17 protein-coding genes are annotated in these 14,638 nt (G+C 70.7%); 10 read left to right on the top strand and 7 right to left on the bottom strand.

Translation table 11 applies throughout. From position 1 onward, the window contains the following. The first annotated feature begins 45 nt into the window (after window positions 1-45). The 3 genes from pan2 (at window position 46) to IEY12_RS04710 (ending at window position 2,257) form a co-directional block, all read left to right on the top strand. Window positions 46-1,272, top strand: a complete 1,227-nt coding sequence (gene pan2 / locus IEY12_RS04720) for a proteasome-activating nucleotidase Pan2 (protein WP_188879675.1) — start codon at window positions 46-48, stop codon at window positions 1,270-1,272. A 76-nt stretch (window positions 1,273-1,348) separates the two neighbouring features. Next, complete coding sequence (locus tag IEY12_RS04715) at window positions 1,349-1,825, top strand: pyruvoyl-dependent arginine decarboxylase (protein WP_188879673.1); 477 nt, start codon at window positions 1,349-1,351, stop codon at window positions 1,823-1,825. Window positions 1,826-1,876: 51 nt separating this feature from the next. Further along, window positions 1,877-2,257, top strand: coding sequence for a DUF5811 family protein (locus IEY12_RS04710; protein WP_188879666.1), 381 nt, complete (start codon window positions 1,877-1,879; stop codon window positions 2,255-2,257). Between the two features lies 1 nt (window position 2,258). On the opposite strand, the gene IEY12_RS04705 is transcribed toward IEY12_RS04710, so the two are convergent. The 4 genes from IEY12_RS04705 to IEY12_RS04690 form a co-directional block, all read right to left on the bottom strand. Beyond that, window positions 2,259-2,504: a DUF8015 family protein gene (locus IEY12_RS04705; protein WP_229870937.1), complete on the bottom strand. Its 246-nt coding sequence runs from the start codon at window positions 2,502-2,504 to the stop codon at window positions 2,259-2,261. Between the two features lie 81 nt (window positions 2,505-2,585). Continuing rightward, on the bottom strand, window positions 2,586-3,704 hold the full coding sequence (locus tag IEY12_RS04700; protein WP_188879664.1) for an ATP-binding protein: 1,119 nt from the start codon (window positions 3,702-3,704) through the stop codon (window positions 2,586-2,588). 81 nt (window positions 3,705-3,785) lie between these two features. Next, entirely contained in the window at window positions 3,786-5,579 is a 1,794-nt protein-coding gene (infB, locus tag IEY12_RS04695) for a translation initiation factor IF-2 (RefSeq protein ID WP_188879662.1), read from the bottom strand. A 75-nt stretch (window positions 5,580-5,654) separates the two neighbouring features. Next, a complete protein-coding gene (locus IEY12_RS04690; protein ID WP_188879660.1) occupies window positions 5,655-6,545 on the bottom strand; it encodes an EamA family transporter in 891 nt (296 codons plus the stop codon). 126 nt (window positions 6,546-6,671) lie between these two features. Here IEY12_RS04690 and IEY12_RS04685 point away from each other — a divergent pair, with 126 nt between their 5' ends. After that, window positions 6,672-6,917, top strand: coding sequence for a PRC-barrel domain-containing protein (locus IEY12_RS04685; protein WP_123075124.1), 246 nt, complete (start codon window positions 6,672-6,674; stop codon window positions 6,915-6,917). Next, the gene (locus IEY12_RS04680) at window positions 6,917-7,375 is read left to right on the top strand and encodes an NOB1 family endonuclease (RefSeq protein WP_188879656.1); all 459 of its coding nucleotides are present in this window, start codon (window positions 6,917-6,919) and stop codon (window positions 7,373-7,375) included. The genes IEY12_RS04685 and IEY12_RS04680 overlap by 1 nt, the downstream gene beginning before the upstream one ends. A gap of 13 nt (window positions 7,376-7,388) precedes the next feature. On the opposite strand, the gene IEY12_RS04675 is transcribed toward IEY12_RS04680, so the two are convergent. Both IEY12_RS04675 and IEY12_RS04670 read right to left on the bottom strand, forming a co-directional pair. Next, complete coding sequence (locus IEY12_RS04675; protein ID WP_188879654.1) at window positions 7,389-8,543, bottom strand: CPBP family intramembrane glutamic endopeptidase; 1,155 nt, start codon at window positions 8,541-8,543, stop codon at window positions 7,389-7,391. Further along, window positions 8,540-9,823 carry a glucose-6-phosphate isomerase gene (locus IEY12_RS04670; protein WP_188879652.1) on the bottom strand — a complete coding sequence of 428 codons (1,284 nt, stop codon included), beginning with the start codon at window positions 9,821-9,823 and terminating at the stop codon, window positions 8,540-8,542. Before IEY12_RS04670 ends, IEY12_RS04675 begins: the two co-directional genes overlap by 4 nt. Window positions 9,824-9,923: 100 nt before the next feature. Between IEY12_RS04670 and IEY12_RS04665 the strand changes: the two genes are divergently transcribed. The 5 genes from IEY12_RS04665 to IEY12_RS04645 all read left to right on the top strand — a co-directional run bounded on the left by IEY12_RS04665 (window position 9,924) and on the right by IEY12_RS04645 (window position 13,871). Continuing rightward, the gene (locus tag IEY12_RS04665) at window positions 9,924-10,394 is read left to right on the top strand and encodes a DUF5812 family protein (protein ID WP_188879650.1); all 471 of its coding nucleotides are present in this window, start codon (window positions 9,924-9,926) and stop codon (window positions 10,392-10,394) included. 96 nt (window positions 10,395-10,490) lie between these two features. After that, window positions 10,491-11,102 (top strand): metal-dependent hydrolase, encoded by a 612-nt coding sequence (locus tag IEY12_RS04660; RefSeq protein WP_188879644.1) that lies wholly within the window; start codon window positions 10,491-10,493, stop codon window positions 11,100-11,102. Window positions 11,103-11,201: 99 nt separating this feature from the next. Continuing rightward, complete coding sequence (gene secF / locus IEY12_RS04655) at window positions 11,202-12,077, top strand: protein translocase subunit SecF (protein ID WP_188879642.1); 876 nt, start codon at window positions 11,202-11,204, stop codon at window positions 12,075-12,077. Next, window positions 12,078-13,649, top strand: a complete 1,572-nt coding sequence (locus IEY12_RS04650) for a preprotein translocase subunit SecD (protein ID WP_188879640.1) — start codon at window positions 12,078-12,080, stop codon at window positions 13,647-13,649. A 63-nt stretch (window positions 13,650-13,712) separates the two neighbouring features. Beyond that, window positions 13,713-13,871 carry a hypothetical protein gene (locus IEY12_RS04645; RefSeq protein ID WP_188879638.1) on the top strand — a complete coding sequence of 53 codons (159 nt, stop codon included), beginning with the start codon at window positions 13,713-13,715 and terminating at the stop codon, window positions 13,869-13,871. On the opposite strand, the gene nucS is transcribed toward IEY12_RS04645, so the two are convergent. Then, window positions 13,855-14,610 (bottom strand): endonuclease NucS, encoded by a 756-nt coding sequence (gene nucS / locus IEY12_RS04640; RefSeq protein ID WP_188879636.1) that lies wholly within the window; start codon window positions 14,608-14,610, stop codon window positions 13,855-13,857. The genes IEY12_RS04645 and nucS overlap by 17 nt on opposite strands. Between the last annotated feature and the right edge of the window lie 28 nt (window positions 14,611-14,638).

Below are 14,638 nucleotides of genomic sequence, written 5' to 3'. Positions count from 1 at the left end.
GACCCAAAGGAACTTCTTTGTGCGGGCCGTAGCATCGGGTAACGGATGTCTCGTAGTCCTACTCTACCGGACCGGCCGACGCTCGAGCTCGACCCCGAGTCGAGCCCGGAAGAGCGGCTGGCGGCGCTCAGGGATCACCTCCGGGAGCTCCTCGAGGTGAACGAACAACTCGAGGACCAACTCGACGCGGTCCAAGACCACCACGAGGACCTCCGCGAGGAAGTCGACGACCTCCAGCGCGAGAACGACGCGCTGAAGACGGCGTCGCTCTACCTCGCGACCGTCGAGGACTTCTCCGAGGACGGCGCGGTCGTCAAGCAACACGGGAACAATCAGGAGGTCCTGACGGAAGTCTCCGACCGGATGCGCGAACGCATCGAGGTCGGCGACCGCGTCACGATCAACGACTCCTTCAGCATTCAGGACGTCCTCGACGCGGAGACGGACGCCCGCGCGCAGGCGATGGAGGTCGACCAGTCGCCGAGCGTCGAGTACGAGGACATCGGCGGCCTCGACGCGGAACTCCGCGAGGTTCGCGAAGCCGTCGAGGACCCGCTCGTCAACCCCGAGCAGTTCGAGCTGGTCGGCGTCGAGCCGCCGAGCGGCGTGCTCCTGCACGGGCCGCCGGGGACGGGGAAGACGATGATGGCGAAGGCCGTCGCGAACGAGACGGACGCGACGTTCATCAAGATGGCCGGCTCCGAGCTCGTCCAGAAGTTCATCGGGGAGGGCTCGCGTCTCGTGCGCGACCTCTTCGACCTCGCCGAGCAGGAGGAGCCCGCCATCCTCTTCATCGACGAGATCGACGCCGTCGCCGCCGAGCGCACGGACTCGAAGACGTCGGGCGACGCGGAGGTCCAGCGCACGATGATGCAGCTCCTCAACGAGATGGACGGCTTCGACGAGCGCGGCGACGTCCGCATCATCGCCGCCACCAACCGCTTCGACATGCTCGACTCGGCGATCCTGCGCCCGGGGCGCTTCGATCGGCTCATCGAGGTGCCCGAGCCCGATCAGGCGGCCCGCGAGCGCATCCTCGACATCCACACGCGCGGGATGAACCTCGCGGAAGCCGTCGATTACGCGTCGCTCGCCCGGAAGACCGACGGCTTCAGCGGCGCGGAGCTCGAGTCGCTCACCACGGAGGCCGGCATGTTCGCGATCCGCGACGGCCGCGACGAGGTGACGATGGCGGACTTCGAGGACGCCCTCGCGAAGATCCAGCGCGACGAGGAGTCCGGCACGCCCGGCTACGCCGCCTACGTTCAGTAACCCCGCCGGCTCTCGTTTTCCGTCTTCGTCGCTCCCGGAGCGAACCGCTTACCTCGCTCACTCCGCTAGGCCGTGTATGAACACCATCAACGTCGTCTGGGGCACCGGGACGGGCCCGACGGCGATGTCCGCGTACGACGCCGCGCTCGCGGACGCGAACGTCCACAACTACAACCTCGTCACCGTCTCCTCCGTGATTCCCGCAGCGGCCGACGTGGAGGCGGTGGGCACCGCGCCCGACCTCGGGCCGGCCGGCGAGCGCCTGACGGTCGTCGAGGCGCACGCGAACGCGGCGGGACCGCGCCACGTCTCGGCCGGCCTCGGGTGGACGAAGGCCCCGGACGGGCCGGGGCTCTTCTACGAGGTGGCGGACGAGACCGACCCTGAGGACGTCGCGGCGCGGGTGCGCGCCGGCCTCGACGCCGGCCGCGAACTGCGCGACTGGGCGTTCGCGGGCGAGCGCGTGGAGACGACGGCCGTCGAGGCCGACCCCGGCGAGTACGCGTCGGCCGTCGTCGTCGCCTGCTACGGCGAGAGCGAGCCGATTCTCTGAGGGTCGCCGGTGGGGGAAGGCCTTTCAACCGCGTAGCCACTACTCGGGGGCATGAACGGCAACACGCCGTACGCCGGACCGGGTGGGGATCCCCAGAACGAACCGGACGCGGAGCTGACGCCGGAGCAGCGCCGCGCGCTCCGCGACAGTCTCGCGCGCATCGCGGCCCAGACCCGCGAGTACCTCCCGGACGAATACGTCGTCGGCGCCGAGATCGGGAGCGGGCACGACGGCACGCGCGCGACGGTCGCCGTCCGGCCGCCCGCCGGCAACCCCGTGAGCGCGGGGTTCACGCCGGAGTTCGACGAGGAGGAGTCGGACCTCGTCCCCGCCGACGAGCGCGCGGAAGTCGCACAGGGGCTCGCGGCGTCCGCCGCCCTGCAGGTGAAGCAGGCGTTCCAGAAGCGTTCCGACGACCCGATCGCGAAGTAGCTCAGCTCGCGCTCCGCCCGCTCCCGCCACGGCCCACCGGCGGGTCGCCGAAGAGCGCGTAGCCGAGCACGGCGGCCGCTCCCGTGCTCCCGACGGCGATACCGGTCCGGATACCGATATCGGCTATCACCGCGCCGAACGCGCCGGCGAGGAGGACGAGCGGTATCGCAGCGAGCACGAGGTCGTGGCGCGTCGTGCTCGGCTTCGTCGCGATGCGTTCCACTCCCGTCGTGTCGTCTCGCTGCATGGTTCACTCACGAATACGGACGCGGCCCACGAAAATTTTACGGCGTCTGGAGCGCGTAGCGACGCCCTCGACCGCTCTCAGTCAGTCACTCTCGCCCCGGAAGTCGCCGTGTGCGGGGAGCCTGATTCGGATCCGGTCCTCCGAGCCGTCACCGAGGTCGAACGTCCCCTCGGAGCGCTCGACCGCCCATCGGACGGTCCAGAGCCCGATCCCGTCGGCGTGTTCGAGCGGCGTCTCCGCCTCGTCCCGGGAGATGACGCGTGCGCCCGCCGGGATGCCGGGGCCGTCGTCGACGACGACGATTTCGACCGTTTCGCCGTCGTCGACGAGGCGGCAGGTGACGTCGAGCGTCGTCACGTCCGCGGTGTCTGCGACGGCGGTGTCGAGGACGGCGTCGAGGGCGAGTTCGAGGAGCCGGTGGCCGCGCGCGACGGCGTCCTCGTCCACGGTCCCGGAGACGTCGATGTCCGGGTGGTCGAGGCGCAGCTCGGTGAGACGCGACGTGAGTTGCTCGCCGACCGCGATGGGGCGGACGCGATCGTCCTCGAGGAGGCCTTCGACGACGCGGGCTTGCTCGGCGAGGTCGACGAGGCGGTGCGCGCGCTCGCGTAGTTTCTTGAGCTCCGGGGGCTCCTCGCCCGCCTCGAAGTAGCCGCCGACTTGGTCGGCGTATCCGAGGACGACGTTCAGGTCGGTGCGGACGTCGTGTCTGAGCACGCGGTTGATGACGGAGAGCTGTTGGGCGAGGCGCTGTGCGTCCGCGCTCGCGCGCTCGGCGTGCTCGCGCGCCATCTGCCGTCGCGTGTCGACGTAGCCGACGTAGAGGCCGACGACGCCGCCGCCCATCACCCACATTCCCGTGACGAAGACGGGCTCGGCGAGCGTGGCGCCGCGCAACGCCTCGACGGCGAGCGACGCGGCGCCCGACGCGCCGAGGACGAGCGCGCCGCTCAGGAACCACCGGCAGAACGTCCACCCGTAGTCGTCGGCGTCGCGGCCGCGCGCCCACCGCATACTCGCCACCACCGCCACGGAGAGCGCGAGGCTCGGCGCCCACCCGACCACGTAGTCGACGGGGAGCGCGTGCGTGTCCGCGTGTCCGAGGAGGAAGTGCGAGATGTTGTACGCCACGAGGGCGCCGCTCACCACTGCGATGATCACCCACGCCCAGCGCGACCGCACCCCCGCGACGTCGTCCATCACTACCGTTCCTCGACGCTCTGGGGTGTTAAGCGACGTGACCGTTCGAAACGTCGAAACGGTTCACCCCGCGACCGCGCGCTACTTCCCCCAGAAGGGGTCGCGTTTGCGCTGGGTTTCGAGGAACTGGTGGAGGGCTTCGCGTTCGTCCATCGGGATCTCCTCGAGGAGCTCCTGTTCGAGGACCTTCGCGTGTTTCTCGGGGAGGTCGACCCAGAGCTCGTCGCCCTCGTTGATGTCGCGGCCGACGGTGGGGCCGTCGATACTCACCGCGACCTCGTTGCCGGCGCGGACTTCGTCGACGTCCTCGCCCTGGTCCTGGATGCCCTTCACGACGCCGACGCGCTCCATCTCGTTGCCGTCGAAGTACCCGACGGGCGTGTTGCGACGGAGGGTGCCGGAGAGCACTTCGACGCCGACGACGGCGGGGTCGGACTGGCGGAAGACGTGGTCCTCGAGGACGCGAAAGCGCGCGGGGCGCATGACGTTCTCGAAGACGGCCTCCTTCTGGCGGCGCTCGATCTCTTCGACGAACCCCTCGTACTCCTCGACGAGCTGGTAGATGACGTCGCTCTCGAAGACCTCGACGTCGTCCTGCTCGGCGCGGTCGGCGGCGTCGCCGAGGACGTCGACGTTGAAACCGAGGATGGCGCGGTACTCCTCCTCCTCGACGGTGGTCGCCATCGCGACGTCGCGGGGTGCGATGTCGCCGACTTCCGCGCGCATCATCGGTATTTCCGCCTCGTCGAGGGCGTTCGCCATCGCTTCGAGGCTCCCGAGCGTGTCGGCTTTCACGACGACGCCCTCCTCGCCGGTGTCGACGGCGACCTCCGCGAGTTCCGCCTGCACGTCGGCGATGACGTCGTCGAGGTCACGGTTACGGACGACCCTGACGGGCGCGCCCGCGATAGCGTCGTCGAGGTCGGGGGCGGCGATCTTCACGCCGGCCGCCGCCGCGATTTCGTCGACCTTCTCGAAGCGGCTCTCCGTGCGGATCTCGGCGAGCGGCCGCGGTTTCAGGAGCGCGCGGACGTCCGTGACGATGGGGCCGTTGACGCCGCCGACGACGACGGTGTCGTCGGCCCGCACGGTGCCGTCGTAGAGGATGACGTCGAGCGTCGTCCCGAAGCCGCGTTCCTCCTTCACTTCGAGGACGGTGCCGGCGCCCGGCCCCGTCACGTCGATCTCCATGTCCTCCTTCATGTAGCGCTGCGCGAGGCCCATGAGGACGGCGAGGAGGTCGGGGATGCCCTCGCCCGTCATCGCCGACACCGGGACGACGCCGACGTTCGAGCGGAAGTCCTGCACGCGCCAGTAGAAGTCGGAGGTGAAGCCGGCGTCGGAGAGCTCGCCGATGATCTCGTAGAGCTTCTCGTTGAACTGCTGCTCGACGCGATCCGACTGCGCTTCCAGCGTCTGCTGGATCGGGGCGTCCTCGGTGACCTGCCAGCCCGGGATGGTGTCGACCTTGTTCGCGGCGACGACGAACGGCGTCTCGGAGTCCGCGAGGATCTTGATGGCCTCCTCGGTCTGGGGCTGGAACCCGTCGTTCACGTCCACGACGAGGATGGCGATGTCGGCGAGCGCGCCGCCGCGCGAGCGCAGCGTCGTGAAGGAGTGGTGGCCGGGCGTGTCGATGAAGAGCAGGCCCGGGAGGTCGAACTCGGTCGGGTCGACGAGGCTCCCCGCGACTTCGCCGACGACGTCGAGCGGGACGGCGGTCGCGCCGATGTGTTGGGTGATGGCGCCGGCCTCGCCCTCGATGACGGTCGACCCCCGGATCTTGTCGAGCAAGCTGGTCTTCCCGTGGTCGACGTGACCGAGCACGGCTACGATGGGGGTTCTGAGTCCCCCGTGTTGTGTATCTCCAGACATTGAAACCCACGCCAGAACGGCTGTTGTCCGAATGCAGCGCGCAGAGACAGGTAAATCCCCCGCATCGAACACGCCCTAGCCGCGCACGACGAGGGCGGCGCCGGCGACGACGAGGACGGCGGCGACGCCGAGGCGCCACGTGACGCGCTCGTCCCGCCGGAGCAGGACGGCCGCGCCGAGGACGACGAAGAGCGTGCTGACCCCGAGGAGCGGCGTGACGACGGCGACGGGCGCGCGGTCGAGCGCCGCGTAGTACGCGACGAGGTAGCCGGTGTTCGCGACGCTCGCGCCGAGGAGCCACCGGTTCGCGCGCGGGCGCCACCACTCGCCGGTCGCGTGCGAGTGCCACGCGACGTAGGCGAGGAAGCCGAGCGCGGCCGCGATGACTCGCGTGGTGAGGCCGACGAGCGGCGCCGTCCCCTCGGCGAGACCGAGCTTCGTGAATATCGGGTCGATGCCGAGGAAGAGCGCGGCGGCGAGCGGGTAGACGAGGTCGAGCCAGAGGCGCCGGCCGGACGCGGTCGCCGGCGTCGCCCGCGAGTCGGCGGCGACGACCGCACCGCCGAGCACGAGCAGTCCGACGCCGGCGGCGAGCGTGAGCGTCGGGCGTTCGCCGAGCGCGGCGACCGCGATAGCGGTGGCGAAGACGGGGAAGAGCGCCTTCAGCGGTTCGGCGCGACTCGCGCCGAGGCGCGCGATGCCGTGGAAGTAACAGAAGCGCGCGAGCAGCGACCCCAGCACCCCGGAGACGGCGAACGCGGCGATAGCGGTCGGCGTGAGCCCGTAGTCGGGGAAGGCGGTGAACGCGGTGACCGGGACCAACACGAGGAGGTTGACGCCGAACATCGCCGCGATGACGTCCGCGACGCGGTGGGTCTTCGTGCCGAGGCGGACGGTGAGGCTCTGGACGGCGAGGCAGGCGGCGGAGAGCACGGCGAACCCGGCCCCGGCGAGCAAGTCGGCCATTCGGGTGAACGTGTGGCCCGGCGGGGCTTAACGCCCGTGGGTGAGGACGGCGTCGAGCGGCGGGCGCCGTGCGCGTCGTGCGTCGGGTGTGGAGGTTTTAAGTCGCCCGCCGGCAACACGGACGGTATGGCCGACATCCTCGCCGAGAACCTCTCCGGGAAGGCCGTCATGGGCTCGGATGGCACGGAGCTCGGAATGCTCTACAACATCACGATGAACCTCAAGAGCGGGACGCTCGTCGACCTGCTCGTCGAGCAGACCGAGGAGACGAACCAGATACAACTCGACTTCCCGACCGACGAGCGCGGGCGCTATCGCATCCCGGTCGGGCGCGTGCAGGCCGTGAAGGACTACATCGTCGTCGACCGATAGTGTACGTCCTCGACTCGTCCGCGTTCATCGACGAGTACGACGCCGACGGCCCGGCGGCGACGATTCCGGCCGTCCGCGCGGAACTCGAGGACGCCGCGAGCTACCGCTTCGACGCGATGGAGGGCGCGGGCATGAGCGTTCACGTTCCCGACGACGTGACGGTGCGCCGCGTCCGCGAGGCGGCGTCGGGCACGGGCGACCGCGACGTCCTCTCCGAGACGGACGTGCGCGTCATCGCGGCGGCGCTCGAACTCGACGCCGTGCTCGTCACCGACGACTACGCGATGCAGAACGTCGCGGACGCCCTCGACCTCGAGGTGGACTCGATCGCCAAGGAGGGCATCAGCGAGCGCCGCGACTGGAACTTCCAGTGTCAGGGCTGCGGGCGCGAGTTCGACGAGAAACGCGAGCGCTGTCCGGTCTGCGGGTCGTCGCTCGCGCGGAAGAACCCGAACTAGCGCGGCCGAGCGCTCAGGCGACGCTCGCGTAGAAGAGCGCGCCGAACTGGATGGCGTCGTAGCCGCCGTGCGCGAGCGCGGCCGCGACGACGCTCTCGGTGCGCTCGTAGACGACGCCGAGGACGAGCGACACCAGAAAGAGGCGTGCGAGCGTCGCGAACAGCGCCGCCGCGCCCGCGCCCGGCGTCGCGTACGCGGGCAGGTGGACGAGCGTGAAGACGAGACAGCCGACGAGCACGGCGCCGCGTCGCGAGAAGGCGTCGTAGAGGCGTTTCTGGACGACGTTCCGCATCAACAGCTCCTCGCCGGGGCCGACGAGGAGGAGCGAGACGGGGACGAGCAGGAGGCCGAGGTACGGCGTCTGTCGGATGGTCTCCACGGTGTCGTGTGAGGCGGCGGGGATGCCGAGCGCGCTCGCGGCCGCGCTCCCGGCGAGGAGGACGGCGAACATTCCGACGAGGCCGCCGACCGTCCAGAGCGCGTCCCGCCGGCCGAAGCGGACGTCGAAGTACCGGAGGGTGCGTCGCGTCACGACGACGTAGCCGAGCGCGGTGACCGCGAGCGCGAGCGCGAAGCCGCCCTGCGCGGCCGCGAGGCGCACCACGGTCGGCGGGTCGAACGCGGCGGCGACGGAGACGACGAGGCTCTGGACGAGCGCGCCCGCGACGAGGCCGAGGACGGCGACGCCGACGACGGCGGCGCCGACTCGAACGCGGCGGCCGAGGCCGGCGGCGTCCACGCGCGCGTGGTCGGCGACGGCGAACCCGACGGCGAAGACGCCGAGGGCGAGGCAGACGGGCGCGCCGACGCCCACGGGAGCGCCGGTCCCGCGCACGGCCGGGAGGACGAGCGCGGCGGCGGCGACGGCGACGAGCGCCCCGGACGCGACGGCGGCGAGGCGCGCGCCCGCCTCGCGCTCGACGACCCCGCGACGGCGCGCGTAGAAGGCGGCGGCCGCGACGAGCGCCGGGAGCGCTGGCTCGGGCTGGAGGCCGGCGATGGCCCTGAACACGAGCGCGTCCGTCCACGGGAGGCCCGCCGACGCGACGCCGAGGCCGGCCGCGAGGAAGCCGAGCGTGGCCGCGAGACGCTCCGACTCGTCGCCGTCGTTGCCCGCGTTCGCCTCCCGGCGCTCCATACCGTCGTCGCGTTCCGTCGCGTCGCTCATTCGCGCGTCACACGCAGCGACTCCGTCTCCTCGAGGGCCTCCTCGCCGCGCAGGAGGCCGCGCGCGACCTCCTTGCCCCACTCGACGGCGGGCTGGACGAACGTCTCGACGCCGTAGAGCTCGCCCGCGAGCACGGTCGCGGCCTCCATGCCGAAGAGGAGGCCGCCGACGGCGGGGGCGTCCACGCGCTCGATCTCGACGCGGACGCTCGGGAGGCCGACGTCCGCGAGGCTCGCTTCGGTGGCCGCGAATTCGGCGTCGCGGAGCTCGCCGAGCGTCGCGCCGGCGAGGTAGTCGAGGCCGTCGAGGTCGGCGCTCGGAATCGGGACGTCCGGGCCGTCGCGGGCGTGGACGAACGTGACGAGTTTGTCGTTCGGGCCGGCGCGATAGAGCTGGAGTTGGCTGTGCTGGTCGGTCGCGCCGAGCGCTCTCACTGGTGTTTGCCCGAGGCCGTCCTTCCCGAGGCTCTCGGCGTGGAGTTGAGCGTACCACTCCGCGTACGTCTCGAGCGACTCGTGGTAGGGCATCATCACGTTCGCGTGCGCGCCCCGCCCGTCGAGCGCGTAGAGGAGCGCGCCGTAGGCGTACGCGGGCGTCTCGAAGAGCGACCCGGAGAGGGCGTCGCGCTCCTCGCGCGCGCCGGCGAGGACGCCCTCGATGTCGACGCCGAGGAGCGCGGCGGGCGCGAGGCCGACGGTGGAGAGGGCGGAGAAGCGCCCGGGCACGCCGTCGGGGACGGCGAGGACGGGCAGGTCGTGCTCGTCGGCGAGGTCGCGGAGGTTCCCCGAATCGCCGGTGGTGACGAGCGTGCGCTCCGTCCAGTCGACGCCGCGCTCCTCGTAGGCCTCGCGGACGACGAGGAAGTTCGCGAGCGTCTCGGCGGTCGTGCCCGAGCGCGAGACGACGTTCACGGCCGTCGACTCGAGGTCGAGGTCGTCGAGCAGGCTCGACACCTGCGCGGGGTCGACGTTGTCGAGGTAGTGGGCCTCGCCCTCGGTGGCGAGGGCGTCCGTGAGCGTCGCGGCGCCGAGACTGCTCCCGCCGATGCCGACCGTGAGCACGGTGTCGGCGTCCGCGAGGGGGGCGACGGCCGCGCGGATCGCGTCGGGGTCGGCGCGCTCCGGGAGGTTCAGTGCGGCGTAGCCGAACTCGTCGTCGGCCATCCCCGTCCGAATGCGGTCGTGGGCGTCCGCGACGCGCTCGTCGAGGCGGTCGAGGTAGCTCCGCGGGACTCCGGGGGTGGCGACGCCCGCGAGGGCGTTGCCGATGTCGACGTCCATACCTCACTCTCCGACGCGCGGACCAAGAGGGTTGTCACTCCGCCCGTGACGCGCCCGCACGCGGCGAAACCCGGAAAAGGCCGAGCGGCCTATCGCGGGTATGACCGACTCAGAAAAGACGAGCACGTTCCTCGTGACGCACGCCGAGGAGTCCTCGGCGATGCTCTCGGACGTCCACGGCGGACAGGTCCACACCCTCTCGGACAACCCCGGCGTCGAGGCCGGCGAGGTCGTCGAGGCGACCGTCGCGCCCGACCCGCCCATGGAGGTCACCTACTCCGTCGTCGAGGTCGCGGACCGCTACACGGTCGACGTCTTCGAGAGCGAGGAGGCGCCCACGCAGCAGGCCCGCGAGCTCGCCGCCGACCTCGCTGAGGGCGACCTCGCCACCGAGGAGCGCGCGGGCGACGGCGAGATACACGTCCTCTCCGTGCCCGAGGACGCGACGGAGGAGGCCGTCGCGGACGTCGTCGCCGACGAGGCGACCGTCGAGCGCGCCGCGCGCGTCGGCGCGACGCGCGTCGAAGTCCGCTCCGAACCCGGCGTCGTCAACGTCCGCTACCTGCCGTAGGCGCTCCTCTTCCGGGACGACGCGTACGGCGAGGCGGCCGTCGCCCCGTGAGCCGGCGATAGGGTTTTATTCTGACCTCCCGTATCCGACTATACAATGATGGCGACGACGCACGCGCTCGTCGGCCTCCTGCTGGCCGCCGTCGCGAGCGCCATAACCGGCGAGGGGTCGCTCCTCGTGGCCGCCGCCGGGATACTCGGTGGTGTGTTCCCCGACCTCGACCTCTACGCCGGCCACCGCAAAACGCTCCACTTCCCCGTCTACGGGTCGCTCCTCGCGGCCCTCGCCGTCGGCGGCTACGTCGCCGTCGGCGGCCCCGTCGCCCTCGCCGTCGCGCTCTTCGTCCTCGCCGCCGCCGTCCACGCCGCCAGCGACGCGCTCGGGGGCGGCCTCGAACTCCGGCCGTGGGAGGGGACGAGCGACCGAGCCGTCTACGACCACTTCCGGGGTGTGTGGTGGCGGCCCCGCCGCCTCGTCCGCTACGACGGCGCGCCCGAGGACGTCCTGCTCGGCGTCGCCGTCGCCATCCCCGGTTACCTCGCCTACTCCGGCGTGGTCCGCACGGCCGTCCTCGCCGCCATCGGCGTGTCGGTGGCGTACGCCCTGGTCCGCAAGCCGATGGTCGCGCTCGCCGAGCACCTCGTCCACGCGACGCCCGCCCCCGTTCTCGCCTACGTCCCCGAGCGCTTCGTGCGCGATATGCGCTGAGCGTTCCCTCGGGGGAGATGAGTCTTGTGGTCGCGACGGCGACGCGACCATCGAGATAAGCGAAGTCTTATCCGAAACCCCGCCGCTACTCGAACGCATATGCCCTCGTTCGACGTTCCGGAGGTGGACTACACCCGGTACTCGAACCGGCAGCTCGCGGCCGTCCCGCTCGGCGTGCTCGCGCTCGCGCTGCTGGTGCTCGCCGGGTGGTACGTCCTCTACGGTACTCCCGTCCGACTCGGTATCGCGTTCACGGGCGGAACGGAACTGACGATTCACGCGACGTCCGCGCAGGCCGCCTCGCAGGACGCGATCAGACAGGCGTTCTCCACGTCCACGACGTCCATCCGCGCGATCCCGTCGCGCGCCGACACCTACCTCGTGACCTTCGGGTCCGGCGTCGACGTCTCCACGCTCCAGCAGCAGGCCCGCGCCGCGAACTACGAGGTCGTCTCCGTCTCCAGCACCTCGGCGACGTTCGGTGCGAGCACCCAGCAGCTCGCCCTCTACGGTCTCGTCGGCTCCTTCGTCGGCATGGCCGCCGTCGTCTTCGTGCTCTTCCGGACGTTCGTCCCGAGCGCCGCCGTCGTCCTCTCCGCGTTCGGCGACATCGTCGTCCCGCTCGCGCTCATGAACGTCTTCGGCATCCAGCTCTCGCTGGGGACGGTCGCCGCGCTCCTGATGCTCATCGGGTACTCCGTGGACTCCGACATCCTCCTCACGAACCACGTCCTCAGACGCTCCGGGAGCTTCTACGAGAGCGTCCACCGGGCGATGAAAACCGGCGTGACGATGACCGTGACCTCCATCGCCGCGATGACCGTCATGTCGCTCGTCGCGTTCCTCTTCGGTATCGACCTCCTGACGAGCATCGGGCTCGTCCTCGTCTTCGGCCTCGTCACCGACCTCGTGAACACCTACATGCTCAACCTCAGCCTGCTTCGCTGGTACAAGTTCGAGGGGGTGAGCCGGTAGATGGCGCCGAGTATCCGCGACAACTGGCGCGTCGCCCTCCTCGTCGTCCTCCTCGTCGGCAGTCTCGGCGCCGTCTTCGTCCCCGGCGCCGCGCCCGTCACCGGGAGCGCGGGGAACGCCGCCACGCAGGGCGCGACGAACCTCCAGTACGGCCTCCAGCTCTCCGGCGGGACGCGCGTCCGCGCGCCCGTCGTCGGCCTCACGGCCGAGAACGTCGACGTCCCCACCGACCAGCAGGCGCAGAACGAACTCCGGGAGACCATCGCCGCGAACCTCTCGTCCACGACCGCCTCCGACGTTCAGCTCCGCCTCTACAACAACTCCGCCGGCACCGCCGAGGTGTTCACGAACGTCACCCAGTCGCAGTTCCGGAGCGCCCTCACGAGCGCCGGTCTCTCCGTGAGCGCCGATGACGTTCGCGACGGCGTCACGCAGGCGACCCGCGACGACATCATCGAGACGCTCTCGTATAAGGTGAACTCGCTCGGCTTCTCCGGCGCCGAGGTCACCGCGCAGTCGACGCCCTCCGGCGAACACTACATCGTCGTCGAGGCGCCGAACACGAACGTCTCGCAGGTCCGCGAACTCGTCAGCAGTCGCGGGAACGTCCGTATCGTCGCCTACCACCCCGCGAACGGGAGCGCGCAGGTGAACGACACCGTCCTCTCGAACGATCAGCTACAGGCCTCGCAGATCAACGACCCGACGACGCAGCGCGGCGTCCCCGTCGTCCCCATCACGCTCACGGACAGCGCCGCGCAGTCCTTCGCGGACGACATGCAGGCGTACGGCTACACCTCGAGTGCCGGCATCTCGAGCTGCCGGTACCCGAACGGCACGCCCGGCGAGCAGTACTGCCTGCTGAACGTCCGTGACGGCAACGTCGTCTACTCCGCCGGCATGGGACAAGACCTCGCGAACTCCATCGAGAGCGGCGACTTCCAGCAGACGAAGACGTTCGTCCTCCAGACGAACTCGATGAGTGAGGCCCGCCAGGTCGCCGTCGACCTCCGCGCGGGTGCGCTGCCCGCGCCCCTCAACATCGACTCGGGCACCATCTACAGCATCGACGCGTCGCTCGCCGAGCGCTTCAAGCCCCTCAGCTTCCTCACGGGCCTCATCGCCGCGCTCGCGGTCAGCCTCGTCGTCTACCTCCGCTACGGCCGCGCGAAGGTCGCGCTCCCGATGCTTGTCACCGCGCTCAGTGAGGTCGCCATCCTCCTCGGGTTCAGCTCGCTCGTCGGTCTCTCGTTGAACCTCTCGCACATCGCGGGGTTCATCGCGGTCATTGGGACGGGGGTGGACGACCTCGTCATCATCGCCGACGAGGTGACGACCCAAGAGGTGTCCTCCGAGCGCGTCTTCCAGAGTCGCTTCCGGAAGGCGTTCTGGATCATCGGCGGCGCCGCCGCGACCACCATCATCGCGATGAGTCCGCTCGCGTTCCTCTCGCTCGGTGACCTCCGCGGGTTCGCGCTCGTCACCATCCTCGGCGTCCTCATCGGCGTGCTCATCACGCGGCCCGCCTACGGCGACATCCTGCGCTACCTCCTCACCGACGAGGGCAAGTAGCGCACCCCTTCCTTTTCTCGGCCGTCGCTCACGTTCCGCCTATCCTCCGACACGTACGACGAGGTGTACCGCGCGAGCCGTGACGCCCTCCTCGACCTCGCCGCGACGCGGGACGCGCGCGGCGCCGTCGTCGGTGCCCGACTCACCCTCGCCGGTCTCGCGTGGAGCGTCGACCGCGCGGTCGTCGGTGCGTCCCGGTGGGCGCTCAGTCGAAGTCCGTGAGCGTCGCGTTCCCGAGCGTGGCGTCCGTTTCGAACTCAGGGAGCGCGACGAACTCGAGCCCGGCGTCGCGACACGCCCGCTCGACGCGCTCCGACGCCGACGGAGCGACGAGCAGGCCACGGACGTCGCCGGTGTCCTCGTAGAGCGAGACGTAGCGCTTCAGCTGGTCGAAGTGGTTGAGCGTCGCCTGCACGCGCTTCACCTCGACGACGACGGGCGTGCCCTCGGCGTCGACGGCGTAGAAGTCGATGAAGCCGTACTTCGTCTCGCGCTCGTGCTCGACGATGCGGAGGCCGTCCTCCAGCTCCTCGGGGTGGGCCTCGATGTACTCGTGCATCTCCGCCTCGGTGCCGGACTCCTCGTACTCGGCGGCGTCGGCGGCGTCGAAGCGGGTGAGGCCGTACGTCTCGCGGACGCGCACCTCCACGCGCTCGCGGGGGTTCGAGCGCCGCGCGACGATGACGGGTTCGTCCGCCGTCTCCGCGACGGAGGTGACGATCGTCCCGCCGGTCGGCATCCAGTTCACGGGCTTGTGCTTCGTCGGCTGATGGACCAGTAGCGTGCCGTCCGGTTTCGCGACGACGAGGCGGTCGCCCGGGCCGAGGTAGCCGCTCGTCCGGCCGTCGTACTCCACCTCGCACGCCACCTCGGCCGTCACCACCGCGCCCTCGTGGAGCGCGGTGGAGACGACGTCCGCGACCGTCTCCGCGTCCGGCGACTCGTATCGCTCGACTCCCATTCCGTCCGCACGGTCGCGCGGGCGACAC

The sequence above is a fragment of the Halarchaeum grantii genome, from assembly GCF_014647455.2.
GTDB lineage: Archaea > Halobacteriota > Halobacteria > Halobacteriales > Halobacteriaceae > Halarchaeum > Halarchaeum grantii.
The sequence above is the reverse complement of the archived record's forward strand: the minus strand, read 5'-3'. Positions and strand labels throughout refer to the sequence as shown.

Excerpts from the sequence above, each read along its gene's own strand:
- pan2 (WP_188879675.1), top strand. The coding sequence starts at position 46 with ATGTCTCGTAGTCCTACTCTACCGGACCGGCCGACGCTCGAGCTCGAC.
- IEY12_RS04715 (WP_188879673.1), top strand. The coding sequence starts at position 1,349 with ATGAACACCATCAACGTCGTCTGGGGCACCGGGACGGGCCCGACGGCG.
- IEY12_RS04710 (WP_188879666.1), top strand. The coding sequence starts at position 1,877 with ATGAACGGCAACACGCCGTACGCCGGACCGGGTGGGGATCCCCAGAAC.
- IEY12_RS04705 (WP_229870937.1), bottom strand. The coding sequence starts at position 2,504 with ATGCAGCGAGACGACACGACGGGAGTGGAACGCATCGCGACGAAGCCG.
- IEY12_RS04700 (WP_188879664.1), bottom strand. The coding sequence starts at position 3,704 with ATGGACGACGTCGCGGGGGTGCGGTCGCGCTGGGCGTGGGTGATCATC.
- infB (WP_188879662.1), bottom strand. The coding sequence starts at position 5,579 with ATGTCTGGAGATACACAACACGGGGGACTCAGAACCCCCATCGTAGCC.
- IEY12_RS04690 (WP_188879660.1), bottom strand. The coding sequence starts at position 6,545 with ATGGCCGACTTGCTCGCCGGGGCCGGGTTCGCCGTGCTCTCCGCCGCC.
- IEY12_RS04685 (WP_123075124.1), top strand. The coding sequence starts at position 6,672 with ATGGCCGACATCCTCGCCGAGAACCTCTCCGGGAAGGCCGTCATGGGC.
- IEY12_RS04675 (WP_188879654.1), bottom strand. The coding sequence starts at position 8,543 with ATGAGCGACGCGACGGAACGCGACGACGGTATGGAGCGCCGGGAGGCG.
- IEY12_RS04670 (WP_188879652.1), bottom strand. The coding sequence starts at position 9,823 with ATGGACGTCGACATCGGCAACGCCCTCGCGGGCGTCGCCACCCCCGGA.
- IEY12_RS04665 (WP_188879650.1), top strand. The coding sequence starts at position 9,924 with ATGACCGACTCAGAAAAGACGAGCACGTTCCTCGTGACGCACGCCGAG.
- IEY12_RS04660 (WP_188879644.1), top strand. The coding sequence starts at position 10,491 with ATGATGGCGACGACGCACGCGCTCGTCGGCCTCCTGCTGGCCGCCGTC.
- secF (WP_188879642.1), top strand. The coding sequence starts at position 11,202 with ATGCCCTCGTTCGACGTTCCGGAGGTGGACTACACCCGGTACTCGAAC.
- IEY12_RS04650 (WP_188879640.1), top strand. The coding sequence starts at position 12,078 with ATGGCGCCGAGTATCCGCGACAACTGGCGCGTCGCCCTCCTCGTCGTC.
- nucS (WP_188879636.1), bottom strand. The coding sequence starts at position 14,610 with ATGGGAGTCGAGCGATACGAGTCGCCGGACGCGGAGACGGTCGCGGAC.